12 protein-coding genes and 1 tRNA gene are annotated in these 13,134 nt (G+C 66.7%); 5 read left to right on the plus strand and 8 right to left on the minus strand.

Annotation, left to right across the window (positions count from 1 at the left end; all coding sequences use genetic code 11):
• Positions 1-131: 131 nt before the first annotated feature.
• Entirely contained in the window at positions 132-512 is a 381-nt protein-coding gene (locus tag AC4D2Q_RS15360) for a VOC family protein (protein ID WP_490947338.1), read from the minus strand.
• A 171-nt stretch (positions 513-683) separates the two neighbouring features.
• A complete protein-coding gene (locus AC4D2Q_RS15365; RefSeq protein WP_490924920.1) occupies positions 684-1,478 on the minus strand; it encodes an SDR family NAD(P)-dependent oxidoreductase in 795 nt (264 codons plus the stop codon).
• A gap of 94 nt (positions 1,479-1,572) precedes the next feature.
• On the opposite strand from AC4D2Q_RS15365, the gene AC4D2Q_RS15370 reads away from it, so the two are divergent.
• The 3 genes from AC4D2Q_RS15370 (at position 1,573) to AC4D2Q_RS15380 (ending at position 3,904) form a co-directional block, all read left to right on the plus strand.
• Complete coding sequence (locus AC4D2Q_RS15370) at positions 1,573-2,079, plus strand: nuclear transport factor 2 family protein (protein ID WP_490924919.1); 507 nt, start codon at positions 1,573-1,575, stop codon at positions 2,077-2,079.
• Positions 2,076-3,245 (plus strand): oxidoreductase, encoded by a 1,170-nt coding sequence (locus tag AC4D2Q_RS15375; protein ID WP_490947339.1) that lies wholly within the window; start codon positions 2,076-2,078, stop codon positions 3,243-3,245. Before AC4D2Q_RS15370 ends, AC4D2Q_RS15375 begins: the two co-directional genes overlap by 4 nt.
• A gap of 290 nt (positions 3,246-3,535) precedes the next feature.
• On the plus strand, positions 3,536-3,904 hold the full coding sequence (locus tag AC4D2Q_RS15380) for a VOC family protein (protein WP_490947340.1): 369 nt from the start codon (positions 3,536-3,538) through the stop codon (positions 3,902-3,904).
• Positions 3,905-3,929: 25 nt separating this feature from the next.
• On the opposite strand, the gene AC4D2Q_RS15385 is transcribed toward AC4D2Q_RS15380, so the two are convergent.
• Both AC4D2Q_RS15385 and AC4D2Q_RS15390 read right to left on the minus strand, forming a co-directional pair.
• Positions 3,930-5,009, minus strand: coding sequence for a PQQ-dependent sugar dehydrogenase (locus AC4D2Q_RS15385; protein ID WP_490947341.1), 1,080 nt, complete (start codon positions 5,007-5,009; stop codon positions 3,930-3,932).
• 12 nt (positions 5,010-5,021) lie between these two features.
• Positions 5,022-7,820: an ATP-binding protein gene (locus AC4D2Q_RS15390; RefSeq protein ID WP_490947342.1), complete on the minus strand. Its 2,799-nt coding sequence runs from the start codon at positions 7,818-7,820 to the stop codon at positions 5,022-5,024.
• Between the two features lie 226 nt (positions 7,821-8,046).
• On the opposite strand from AC4D2Q_RS15390, the gene AC4D2Q_RS15395 reads away from it, so the two are divergent.
• On the plus strand, positions 8,047-8,628 hold the full coding sequence (locus tag AC4D2Q_RS15395) for a small multidrug efflux protein (protein ID WP_490947343.1): 582 nt from the start codon (positions 8,047-8,049) through the stop codon (positions 8,626-8,628).
• A gap of 62 nt (positions 8,629-8,690) precedes the next feature.
• On the plus strand, positions 8,691-9,332 hold the full coding sequence (locus tag AC4D2Q_RS15400) for a hypothetical protein (RefSeq protein ID WP_490924914.1): 642 nt from the start codon (positions 8,691-8,693) through the stop codon (positions 9,330-9,332).
• Between the two features lie 63 nt (positions 9,333-9,395).
• On the opposite strand, the gene AC4D2Q_RS15405 is transcribed toward AC4D2Q_RS15400, so the two are convergent.
• From AC4D2Q_RS15405 to AC4D2Q_RS15420, 4 genes are all read right to left on the minus strand, one after another.
• Positions 9,396-9,469, minus strand: a tRNA-Pro gene (locus tag AC4D2Q_RS15405).
• Between the two features lie 115 nt (positions 9,470-9,584).
• Positions 9,585-11,138, minus strand: a complete 1,554-nt coding sequence (gene der / locus AC4D2Q_RS15410) for a ribosome biogenesis GTPase Der (protein ID WP_490947344.1) — start codon at positions 11,136-11,138, stop codon at positions 9,585-9,587.
• Between the two features lie 188 nt (positions 11,139-11,326).
• A complete protein-coding gene (gene cmk / locus AC4D2Q_RS15415; protein ID WP_490924912.1) occupies positions 11,327-12,028 on the minus strand; it encodes a (d)CMP kinase in 702 nt (233 codons plus the stop codon).
• Complete coding sequence (locus AC4D2Q_RS15420) at positions 12,025-13,134, minus strand: prephenate dehydrogenase (protein ID WP_490947345.1); 1,110 nt, start codon at positions 13,132-13,134, stop codon at positions 12,025-12,027. The genes cmk and AC4D2Q_RS15420 overlap by 4 nt, the downstream gene beginning before the upstream one ends.

Consider the following 13,134-nt stretch of genomic DNA (forward strand, 5'->3'; position numbering starts at 1 on the left):
CAGTTCCTGCTGACAAATCTCGCCGTACCGGCTGTCCTAGCCTACCTGCTGGAGGGCTTTCACGGCACTGAGCGTTTTATGCGCAGTTTGCGGAGCGACGTGCGACGACATGTGGAGGACGCACCCCGGGTTCACACCCACTGGACCATATGCACAATGAGTCCGTTCGGGTCGCGGTACTGTGCGAACCGCTGCCCCCAGCCCTCCGGCTCGGGAGCGGTCACGACTTCGACGCCGGCTGACGCCAGACGCTCGTGCTCATGGTCAAGGTCCCTTACAGCCAGGACCAGCAGCATTCCCTGGCCTGCACTGCCCGCAACTTCCGAAGGCTTGAACACCGGCAGTCCGGTGCGAAGAAAAATGATGCTTGGTCCGCCGGCCGGATGCTTCAGAGAGGAATATCCGGAGGTGCCCATCACCGGCCGATAGCCGAAGTACCGGGAGAGGAAATCAACAGAGGCCGGCGGGTCCGGAACATTCAGGACAATGGCGAAGTCAACGACATCGGACATGGCGGGCCCTTTCTCGATGTTGATCGATCCTAGCCGACCGCCGGGCGCGCGTCGCGGCCTGCAACCGCTGGAAACATCCTTCGACTCAAATAAATCCCCGGCGTGCCCGTCTCCGAATATCCTGGCCGGGAGGCCGCCCGGCCCCCACACGCGGCGGCATCCCGGCGGGAATCAGGCCACCGGTGCCGGCGAGCGGTAGTGGGCGTTGGCTGCCTCCACAACGGGACGGCGGGGAAAGGCGGAGCGGGCCTCGGCATCCCCGGCAAAGCCCTCCACGATCCAGCTGGGTCCGTCCGCGAGGTGTTCCAGCCCTTCACGCGCCACGGTGTCCGGATCAGAGGCACGCACGCCGGGCGCATCGAAGGAGAAACCGAGGCGTTCCATTGCGGGCGTGCGGGTCAGTCCCAGGCAAAGTTCCAGGACGTCGACGCCGTACGGGCGCATCTCCACCCACAGTGCCTCGGCAAGATTGTGGACAAAAGCCTTGGCTGCGGAGTAGAAGCCGATCCCGGCGGTGCCGGCGAAGCCGCTGAGGGATCCGGTGAGCAGGATGCCGCCGCGCTGCCGCTCCTGCATCGGCGCCCCGAAACGCCGGATGAGTTCCAGGGTCACGGTGATGTTCAGGTCAATGACCATCTGGGCGCGCTCGGCGTCGGACGTCACAATCTCGCCGCCGTAGGTGTTGGCACCGGCGTTGGACACCAGCAGGCCCACTTCACGGTCTCCCAGCTGTCCGGCGATCGCGGCGACGGCGCCGGGGGCCAGCAGGTCCTGCTCGATGGCCAGGACCTCCACGTCATAGGCGGAACGGACCGATTCCGCCACCTCTGCGAGGGGACCGGGCTTGCGGGCAACGATCGCCACATTCAGTCCCTGCTCGGCCAGGCGGTGGGCCAGGGCTGCGCCCACGCCCTCCGATCCGCCGGCGATCAATGCCCAAGGCCCGTACTTCTCGAATCCGCTCATTCCACAGTTCCCTTCGTACCGATCAAGCGCTTGTTTGCATCTTGAGTCATCAGTGATGTTGAATACGCTAAAGGGAACCGAAGGGGAACAACTGATGAGTCCACTGACCGAGATCACCGAGCTGCGCGACCGTATCCAACGGCTTGAAGACCACCGAGAGATTCTGGGTGTGCTCGCCGCCTATGGTCCCGCCGTGGATTCCGGCAGTGCCGAAGAGGTGGCCGGGCTGTGGACTGAGGACGGAAGTTACACGTTCAGCTACGGCGACGGCGAGCGCACGCTTACCGGAGCCGACGACTTCCGCACCATGGTCGAGGGCCCCTCCCATCAGGAGATCATTACGGGAGGCTCAAGCCACTTCATGGGCATCCCGGACATCCGGGTGGACGCAGACACCGCCGTCGCCACCGGTTACTCAATGCTGGTCCGGCACCGTGACGGGGAGGACCCCGGGTATTACGTGTTCCGTCTCGCCGCCAACCGGTGGGAGCTGGCACGCACCGACGCCGGCTGGAAAGTCACGGCCCGGACCAACTCGCTGCTGGACGGCCGGACTGCGTCCCGGGCGCTGCTGGCCGGTGCCCGGAGCGTGACCCTGTGACCGCGGCTCCGGGCTCCGCCGAGAAGCTCGACGCGCGCGAGGCAGATCCGCTTTTCCGCAGCTTCTCCGTCAGGTCGCTTCAGCTGCGCAACCGGGTTGTCATGTCGCCGATGACCCGCGCCTACTCCCCCGGCGGAGTTCCCGGCCCGGACGTGGCTCAGTATTACCGCCGCCGCGCGGAAGGCGGCACGGGCCTCATCCTCACCGAGGGTGTGGCCATCGACCATCCCGCAGCCGTTGACCACGCGTCGGTGCCCCGCATGTTCGGCACCCGGGCCCTGGCCGGCTGGCGCCGTGTCGTGGACGGCGTGCACGACGCAGGCGGCCGCATCATTCCGCAGCTGTGGCATGTTGGCCCCCTGTGGGGCGCAATGGGCGGCGGCAGTGAGGTGACGCCCATGCGTCCCTCCGGTGTGTGGGGCACTCCGGGCATCACCAACTACTCCGCGGACCTGGTGCGCGCCTCTGCACCGCTGACCCGGGCCATGACGACGGCGGACATGGAGGCTGTCATCGAGGCCTACCGGACTGCCGCCCGGGGCGCGGTCGAGGCAGGGTTCGACGGCGTCGCCCTGCACGGCGGACACGGTTACCTCCTGGATTCCTTCCTGTGGGCGGATACCAACCGCCGAGATGACGAATGGGGCGGAGACGCTGAACGCCGCGCCGCGTTCCCGGCAGCAGTGGTCCGGGCCATCCGCGCAGAAATCGGTGCGGACCTGCCCATCTTCTTCCGCTTTTCCCAACACAAGCAGCAGGACTTCAGCGCACGCCTTGCCGACACCCCGGAAGAGCTGGGCGCCCTCCTGCGCCCGCTCGTGACGGCCGGCGTGGACGTGCTGGATGCCAGCGCACGGCGATTCCAGGACCCTGCCTTCGAGGGCAGCAGCCTGGGGCTGGCCGGGTGGGCAAAGCAGCTCACCGGTGCATCTGCCATGGCGGTGGGCAGTGTTGGCATCGGTTCGGCCCTCAAGGACCGGCGCAGCAGCGGCAACCCCACCCTCGACAACCGCTCAGACCTGCTGCGCCGCCTGGCAGCGGACGAGTTTGACCTGATTGGAATCGGCCGCCTGCACCTTGCCGACGCGGCTGTGGTCCGCACGCTCAGGGCCGGCGAGCCGCTGCCCCAGTACGACTACAACCTGCACGAGTCAGCGCTGCTGTAACCGGCCAGGACACGGCACCCTCGGCTCATGGGCACCGGCGAAAACCAGCTTGGTGGATGTCTTCGGTGTCAGGCAGCTGCGCGGCATTGCTGCCATCCGCCGGGTTCGTGACCGGATTGACCGCGACGACGCCCGGCCGCTGAATGTGGAAGCGCTACGGCGCGGAGACCTCAGCGTGACGGACATCTGTTGTGCGGTGGGTTACTCGTCCCCGGGCACCTTCAGCACACGGTTCACTGAACTGGCCGGGGGGACCGCCGAGCGTGTACCGCCGCGACCATTCTTTCGCTGTGGAAGCTGCCCTGGGGTTCTACCGCGACATTCTTGGCTTCGAGGTCCGCAACGACGTCGGCAACGAAGACATGCGGTGGATTACCGTCGGTCCTGCCGGACATTCGGAAACCTCGATTGTCCTGCAACCGCCGGCCGTTGATCCGGGGATCACCGACGAGGAACGCCGTACCATCCTGGAACTGATCGCCAAGGGGGTCTACGCGTCGGTGACACTGGCCTCCGGGGATCTGGACGGGCTCTTCGCACGAATGGAGGCCGCCGGAGCGGACGTCGTCCAGGAACCGATCGATCAGGATTACGGGGTCCGGGACTGCGCCTTCCGCGATGCGGCGGGCAACCTCATCCGCATCAACCAGTCAGTCTGAAGCTCCAATCCGCCGGTCGTAAGACTCAGTCAGAAACACTGATACGAAGGATCCGGTCATCTCCGGGTACCGGGCTGCCCCGTCCGTCAGTGTTGTTCGTGAGCACCCACAGGCTGCCGTCAGGGGCACCGACGACGTCCCGCAGCCGCCCGTGCTCCCCGGCCAAATACACGGTGGAGGTGTCCGGATCAGCTTGCGGAACCTCCCGGAGCCGCTCTCCGCGCAGATTGGCAATATAGACGGAGTCTCCGACGACGGCGATGCCGCTGGGACTGGCATCCGCCGGCTCCCATTGCTGCACCGGATCGATAAACCCCTCCACTCCTGCAGTACCTTCAACCTCCGGCCAGCCATAGTTGCCGCCGGGCTCAATGACGTTGAGCTCATCCCAGGTGTTCTGCCCGAACTCACTCGCATAGAGGACGCCGTCCGTGTCCCAGCCGATGCCCTGCGGATTGCGGTGTCCGTAACTGTAAACCAGCGACCCGGGGAACGGGTTGTCCTCGGGCACCTCGCCGTCGGGAGTCATCCGCAGGATTTTCCCGGACAGGGAGGACCTGTCCTGCGCGTTCCCCCGGTTGCCGGCGTCTCCAGTGGTGGCATAGAGCATCCCGTCAGGGCCGAAGGCGAGACGTCCTCCGTTGTGGATGGGACCGGCCTCGATGCCGTCCACAACGATCTCCGGCAAGCCAAGGTCCAGCGAACCGACGCCGCCCGAGAGTTCGCGGCGCTCGATCCGGTTCTCCCCGCCGGTGGTGAAATACGTGTAGAGGTACCCATCCTGAGCGGCAATGCCGAGGAGACCGCCTTCTCCCGTCGCTCCTCCCCCGCTTTCTGTCCCATTGGCAGCGCTTTCAATGATGCCTGCCTCGCGGCCCTCGCCGTCGTCGTTGAGTTCCACAATCCGCGCGGAATCACGTTCGCTGACCAGCGGGGTCCCTTCGTGGAAGGCGATGGACCACGGGGCATCGAGTCCGGTGGCAATGGTCTCCACGGATGCGGCCCCCACCGCGGCCCCGGTCTCCTCAGCGGGTTGGGCAGTGCACCCGGCCGCTGCCAGACCCACAACTGCAGAGGCCACCGCAAGACGTGCTTTACCTGGCATACCGCTCTCCGATCACCGGGGAAGGGACAGCTCCCGGAGCTGCCGGCGGGAATTGATGTCCAGTTTGCGGAAGATACTCCGCAGATGGGCCTCGATCGTGCGGGGGCTGAGAAACAACTGTGTACCAACCTCCCGCGAGGTGGCTCCGGTAGCCACCAGGCGGGCGATGTGCAGCTCATGGGCTGTAAGTGCATCGGCTGGCTGAGCGGTCCGCTTCCGCGGGTACTCGCCGGTGGCGCGCAGTTCACGTGCGGCGCGGGCAGCGAACGCCTCCGCACCCATGTCCAACAGCATCCCGTGCGCGGTGCGGAGCTGTTCCCGCGCGTCCTGCCTACGACCCTCGCGGCGAAGCCACTCGCCGTAGACAAGGTGGCTGCGTGCCAGATGGGCGGCCATCCGGCAGCGCGCAAGCTGCTCAATCGCCTCACGGTAATGCTCCTCGGCGGCTGGCCCCGTGCTGGTCAGCGCCCGGGAACGCGCCGCCAGGCCGAGCCCCCAGGGAGTGCCGCTGGCGCGGGCCCGCGAGGTGAGCTCTTCCAGCGCCTCGGCGGCCAACTCCGGTTGCCCGGCACGGCACGCCGCTTCGATAAGTTCGGGATGGGCCAGGTTGTTGAACCTCGACGCCTCTGACTCGAACGCCCGGGTTGCCGCCACCTGAGCCGCCGGGTAGTCGCCCATACCGTTGTGCTGCACCGCCATTGCGTACTGTGCCAGGGTCACCTCTGTGGCCTTCGCATTGCCGGATGCATGCGCGGCAATGGCCGCGTATACCTCGGCGGTCTCGTCCGGACGGCCGCGCCAGGCGGATAGGAAAAGCTGCGCATGGAGCAAGGGTGCCGCCCTGGTCGCGGCCACGATCGCCATCTGCTCCTCGGCCCGGTCGAACTCACCGGAGAGCACCAACATAACGGACTGGCCGAGAAGTGCGCGTGGGAGTGCGGCCAGGGCGCCGGAATCACGGACCAGCTGGACCGGCCGGGCGGCCAGGGTGTGGAGCATCTCATCGTCGAAGACCGCCATGGCGGTTCGGCAGGCGAGCCATCCCCAGCGGCGGCGATGGGTCTCGCTGACCCCGTCGGTTACGCTCACCCCATGAATGTCCGGCTCGTGGCCGGCCTCGCTCTCGTGGTCGGCAAATGCGGCCAACGCACGCCGCAGTCCGGGCATGCCGGCTGAGTACCCCTCCGTGAACATCGTCACCAGCCCGGCGAGCAACAGATCCGCCGGCCTCGGCGGCCCCGTTGGGGGCGGCGCGGTCCGGGCAGCCTCGGTCACTGTCGGTACGCCGCGGCCGCTGCGGGAGTTGCCGGTGACAATCGCAGCATCCAGCGCACCCAGGTAGGTCTCCCGGGACAGCTCCGGGTCCAGCGGGGCGAGGCACTTGGCAGCTTCCAGCAGCATGGCCTGCCCTTCGCCGTCCCGCGCGAGGTGGAACGAGATCCGGGCGCGCAGCAGTCCGAGTTGAGCCTGCTGCACGTCGTCGAGCGGCCCGGCCGCAGCGACCGCCAGCAGTTCCAAGGCGTCCGCGGAGGCACCGGCCTCATGTTTGGCATGGGCGGCTTCAAGCGCCCGGCATGCACGGGCGGCGGGGTCGGGGGTCAGCTTGGCCGCCTGCTCCAAGAAGGCCGCGGAGACAGCCAATCCGCCACGGGCGTGTGCCCGGCCGGCGGAGCGAATCAACTCCACGGCGGCGCCCTCATCGGTACCCAGCACCGTTTGCGAGCGGTGCCAGGCGCGGCGGTCGGGGTTGACATCGGCATCGATGGCCGCGGCCAGCGCACCGTGCGCCCGGCGGCGCTCATGCGGGGCGGCTCCTCGAAGCACAGCCGAACGCACCAACGGATGCCGGAACTGTACCTGGCTGCCGATCTCCAGGAGCCCGGAGGCTTCAGCTGGCGCTGCCCACTCGGGGGCGATCCCCAGGTGCGTGGCCGCCCGCCACAGCAGGGCCGTCTCTCCGGTCGGATCGACCGCGGCAACCAACAGCAGCAGCCGCGACTGCGCAGGCAGGTCTGCTACGCGGCGCCGAAAAGTCACCTCAATGCGGTGTACGGTGCCCGGCACCTCCGGCAGCTCGAATCCTCCGGTCACCCATGGCGCCGGCGCACTGCGGGCCAGCTCCACCAGTGCGAGGGGGTTACCACGTGCCTCCGCGACAATGCGGTCGCACATTCCCTCATCCAGCGGTGTGTGGACCGCTGTGGCCAGCAACGCCCGTGCGTCGGCCTCCTCGAGCCCGCAGAGACACACAACGGACAAACCGTCGAACCAGCGAGCGTCCCGGTCGGCGGGGTCCCGCAGCGCGAACACCAGCACTATCCCTTCCGCCGCCATCCGCCGCGCGACGAAGCTGAGGACCTGGGCGGAGGCCTCGTCCAGCCACTGCGCATCATCGACAAGGCACAAAAGGGGGCCTTCCTCGGCGACCTCTGCCAACAGGTGAAGAGTAGCCAGCCCAACGAGGAAACGGTCCGGCACGCCGCCGCTTTGCTGCCCCAGTGCCACGCCCAGAGCGGCCTGCTGCGGTTCGGGCAGGGCCTCCAGCCGGTCAAGCAGCGGCGCACACAATTGGTGCAGTCCCGCGAAGGCGAACTGTGTCTCGGACTCCACTCCGACCAAGGACTGCACCCGGAACCCCGAGGATTCCGCCATCCCCCGGGCGTACTCAAGAAGCATTGTCTTTCCAATACCGGCTTCTCCGCGCACCAGGATCACCCCGCTCTCCCCGGCTCGGGCCCGTGAGATGAGGTTGTCGATAGCTGCGCGCTCGGCCTGCCGGCCCAGGAAGTCCACCGGTGACGCTCCCTTCAAAGCATGCCCGGAAGCCTATTAGGCAATTCTCACCTAGGCAAACGAAATCGGTCGACCCCACGTGGGTAGGTATGGGCCGGGGACATGCAGGAAGGCTTACCGATGTGTCGGCGTCATAGCGCGCAGCATTCTGAAGACACAGCCGCATTGCGGGCCACGGCGTCAATTTGGGGACTGACCCGTTGTCACTCGAACCGGCACCCGCGTAAGAGAGGAAATCAAAGCCATGAATCCCGTCCAGGAACTGGTTGTTAACTTTCAGGAGCTTGCGGGCCAGGTGCCCGAGATCATCCGGCCCTTTGTTGTGTTGTTTGCCGGGGCCGTTCCGTTCATTGAGGGCGAAGGAGCCTCCTTGATCGGCATGGTCGGCGGGCTCAACCCGATTGTTGCAGGTGTTGCGGCCGCCGCCGGCAACTTCTTGTGCGTGCTTATCGTGGTGCTGGTGACATCGCGGACCCGCACGGCCGTCGTCAAGCGGAGCAGGGACCGGGCTGCGCTCCGAAGCCCCGCGCTTGTCCCGGGTTCCACCGGTTCCTCAGGAACTGCTGTTTTCGAAGACCCGGCACCGGCCAGGCACGAGACTAAGGGCCAGCAGCGTTTCAAGACGTGGCTCATCCGCTTTGGCGTGCCCGGCGCAAGCATCCTCGGCCCCCTCGCGATCCCGACCCAGTTCACTTCCGCGATCCTTATCGCCGGAGGAACCTCTCGAGGCTGGGTGTTGCTGTGGCAGGCTGTGGCGATCATCATCTGGACCACCGTAGCCACTGTGTCGATCTGGGCGGCACTCACCTTCGTGGTCGGGGTCTGAGCTCCCGCTGCCCGCCTGGACAGCCCGGGTCCGGGCAACACAACACCGAGAAGGAAACTTCAATGGCACCTTACAAGACGGTGAAGTCCGGAGACGGGCATGCGCTTCCGAGCTTCCGCTGGTGGCAGCTGTTCACCCGTTCCCTGCTGCACCTGTACCTCTCCGGCGAGGGCGGCAAGGCGGAGACCTGGTCCGTCGATGTCCGGCATGGGGGTGACGAGGATGGAGAGGCGTATGTACGGCTCTACCGCAACGGCGTCAATCGAGCCCGGTCTTCACTCCCTGCCGCGTTCCCGGTGCCCGGCGGCACCATCGAGGTTGAGGTCAGCGGTTACGGGCTCAAACGCTGCCACTACGTGAGGTCCGACGGAACAGAGCAGCAACTGGTACCCGATCCCGCCTCAGCCGAAGGCCGGCGTGCCCGCCTGCAGCAAACCAACCCGGCGCTGAGCCGTGGCTTGGGCACCGCGTCGCTGATCGTCCTCTTGCTTGCCCTCGTGCTGGGCGTGCCCCAGGCCGTCGAACAGATCACGCTGTTCCCACCCATCGCGGAGAACGTGGGCACGTTTTACAGCCCCTTCACCCTTCCGGCTACAGCGAACATCGGGCTTGTCCTGGCAACGCTCGCAGCGAGCACGGAGCGCGCACTCCGTCTGCGATATAGCCGCATCCTTGACGGCGGCTTTTTCGGAGGCGATGACTAGGTTGCTTTACGGCACTTTAAACGACAAAAGCCCGGCAGAACTTTCGTTCCGCCGGGCTATTTGTCGGGTTGACAGGATTTGAACCTGCGACCCCCTGACCCCCAGTCAGGTGCGCTACCAAGCTGCGCCACAACCCGCTGTTCTGCCGGTTTATTTCCGGCCGAAGCAACTCGAATACTCTACCCCATGATTGGTGAATTTCCCGAATCGGGAAAGCCCCGGACGCCGCACAGGCATCCGGGGCCCCAAATGCTAGCGGTTCTTGCCGCGCTTTTCGCGCACGCGCATGTTGACTTCAATGGGAGTTCCCTCGAAGCCGAACGTCTCACGCAGGCGGCGGGTGATGAAGCGGCGGTAGCCCGGATCCAGGAATCCGGTGGTGAAGAGGACAAACTTCGGCGGGCGCGAGGATGCCTGCGTGCCGAAGAGGATACGGGGCTGCTTGCCGCCGCGCACCGGGTGCGGGTGGGCTGCCACGAGCTCGCCGAGGAAGGCATTGAGCTTGCCGGTGGGGATGCGCTTGTCCCAGCTCTCCAGTGCCTTGTCCAAGGCGGGAACAAGCTTGTCCTTGTGCCAGCCGGTCATGGCCGAGATGTTCACGTGCGGGGCCCACTCCACATGGGCCAGGTCGCGCTCGATCTCGATCTGCAGGTAGCGGCGTCGCTCATCATCCAGCAGGTCCCACTTGTTGAAGGCCAGCACCAGGGCGCGGCCGGACTCGATGGCGAGCTGCAGGATGCGGACGTCCTGTTCGCTGAGGACTTCGTCCACGGCCAGAAGGACCACGGCAACCTCGGCCTTTTCCAGCGCGGACTGGGTACGCAGGGAAGCGTAGAAGTCGGCGCCCTGGGCCATGTGCTGGCGGCGGCGGATACCGGCGGTATCCACGAAGCGCCAGGTGCGTCCGCCAAGCTCAATGAGCTCATCCACCGGGTCGCGGGTGGTGCCGGCGGTGTCATCAACGACCACGCGCTCGGTACCGGCCAGCTTGTTCAGCAGCGAGGACTTGCCCACGTTCGGGCGGCCAATCAGCGCGATGCGGCGCGGGCCGCCGGTCTTGTCCAGTCCACCGTAGGCGGAGTACTCCGGAAGGACCTCCATCATGGCGTCCAGCATGTCACCGGTGCCGCGGCCGTGCAGGGCCGAAACGGGGTACGGCTCGCCAAAGCCGAGGCCCCAGAGCTGGGCGGCGTCGGCTTCGTTCTGGATGTCGTCCACCTTGTTGGCGACGACGATGACGGGCTTGCCCTTGCCGCGGAGCATCCGCACCACGGCTTCGTCGGTGGCGGTGATGCCAACGGTGGCGTCCACTACCAGCAGGACGGCGTCGGCGACGTCGACGGCCACTTCGGCCTGTCCGGCCACACGGGCGTGGATGCCGCGTGCGTCGTGCTCCCAGCCGCCGGTGTCCACCAGCGTGAAGTTCACGCCGTTCCAGGTGGCGGGGTAGGACACGCGGTCACGGGTCACGCCGGGGGTGTCTTCCACCACGGCTTCGCGGCGGCCCAGGATACGGTTCACCAGCGTGGACTTGCCCACGTTCGGGCGTCCCACGATGGCAACGACGGGATCCTGGCGCAGGGGTGCGTCGTCGTCGTATTCCTCGAAGCCGCCCTCAAGCAGCGCGGCATCTTCTTCATCAAGTTCATAGTCGGACAGGCCGGCGCGCAGGGTTTCGGCGCGCAGTTCGGTCTCGGCGTCGTCCATCTTGGCCAGGCGTTCGTTTACCTGGTCCTCTCCGGCCGGAACGTATTCTTCCTGGCCAGTCTCGTCGCCGGCAGCGCCGGAGTATGAGGAGTTAGTCATTTTTGCTTTCTTTCCGTTGAGGTCTGCAGCACTGCAAGCAGGCCGTCTCCGGACGTTCAGCCCGGTAAGTGTATGTGGGTTCCGCGGGTATTAACACCGCAGTTCCACCAGTCCATTGAAACACGCGCGGCACCGGCAGGGCATTTGGGCCCTGCCGGTGCACGGCTGCTTGGTGTGTGGTGTTGGTCCTAGTGCGTGCTGGTGTACACGACGTCGAGCACCGCCTGGACGGTCTGTTCAAAGTCCAGATCGGAGGAATCGATGGTGACTACGCCATCGGCGGCCTGCTGGAAATTGACCACCGTGGAGTCCTTGGCATCACGCGTGAGGACCTGTTCCTTGAGCTGCGCCGCGCTCTGCGTGCCGCCCAGCTGGACGCCGCGCCGGCGCAGGCGGGCTTCTTCGGAGGCGGTGAGCAGGATCCGCACTTCGGCCCGGGGCGCGACGACGGTGGTGATGTCCCGGCCCTCGGCCACGATCCGCAGGCCCGAATCAGCGATCATCTGCTGCTGGCGGCGGACCAGTTCGGCCCGGGCCCCCAGCGTGGTGGCGACGGCGCTGACGGAGGAGGACACGTTGGGTTCGCGGATGGCATCGGTGACGTCGCGGCCGCTGACGCGGACCCACTCGGCGTCGGGAGAGGTGCTCAGGTCGATGTCCGCGGCGCGCGCGGCGGCCTCAACGGCGGCGGCGTCCGTCAGGTCGATGCCGGCTTCCATGCAGTACAGCGTTACTGCGCGGTACATGGCCCCGGTGTCGAGGTACGCCGCACGGAGCCGGCGTGCGGCTTCCCTGCTGATGCTGGATTTGCCGGATCCGGACGGGCCGTCAATGGCCACGACAAGAGGCTTTCCCAGCCGGAACTCGGCCGGATTACGTTCTACACTCACTGCACTACCTTCCACCCGCGGGCGCTTAATTCATGTACCAAGTTGTGCACCCGGCTCGGCAGGACGGAGATTTCCGCCCGGCCCACCTGCTGGCCGGAGGAATGCTCCAGCCGCAGGTCTTCCAGGTTCACGCCGATCTCGCCAATCTCCGTCAGCAGCCGGGCAATCTGTCCCGGCGTGTCATCCACCAGGACGGTGAAGGACACAAAGGACTGCGGCGGCGCTCCGTGCTTGCCCGGAATGCGGGCCTGCCCGGTGTTGCCTTCGGAAATCAGCTGCGCCATGTCCAGCCGGGCGCCGTCGGCCACCGGATTCTCCAGCGTGGAGATAAGGCGGTTCAGGTCGTCGCGGACGCCGTAAAGGATTTCCACCAGCCGCGGAGCGTTGCCGGAGAGGATCTGCACCCACAGCTTGGGGTCGCTGGCGGCAATCCGGGTCACGTCCCGCAACCCGTTTCCGGCCAGGGCCATGGCCTGGCCGGGGGTGTCCTGCAGGCGGCTGGCCACCAGCGAGGACATGACCTGCGGCAGGTGCGAGACCAGTGCCACGGACTGGTCATGATCCCCGGCGCTCATCCGTGAGACCACGGCACCCAGGTCAATCGCCAGCGCCTCGGCGCTTTTGACCGCCGCTGGTGAGCTCTCGGCCGCAGCACAGATGACCCACGGCATGGAGGTGAACAGCTCACCCAGCGCGGCAACGGGCCCGGACTTCTCCCGGCCTGCCATGGGATGGGTGCCCACGTAACGGCTCAGGTCCGCGCCGGAGGCACGCAGATCCGCGAGCACCGCACCCTTGACGCTGGCAATGTCGACGACGACGGCGCCGGGCCAGTCCTTCAGCGCCTGCGCGGCAAGAGCCGCGGTGACGTCCGGAGGCGCGGCAACAACAACCAGTTCGGGGGCAAAGCCTTCCTCCACCGTTTCCAGCAGGCGGCCGGCACCGATGTCCCGGGCCACGGCCGCCGTCGACGGCGAGATGTCCGACAGTGCAACATCCACCCCGCGTGCCCGCAGCCCGAGCCCGATGCTGGTGCCCAGCAGACCGGTGCCGATCACGAGAACGGGACCGGACAGGTGCGTAGCTGTTCCCTGTGCCGCGCCCAC

This window comes from Arthrobacter sp. TJ-178, assembly GCF_058269275.1.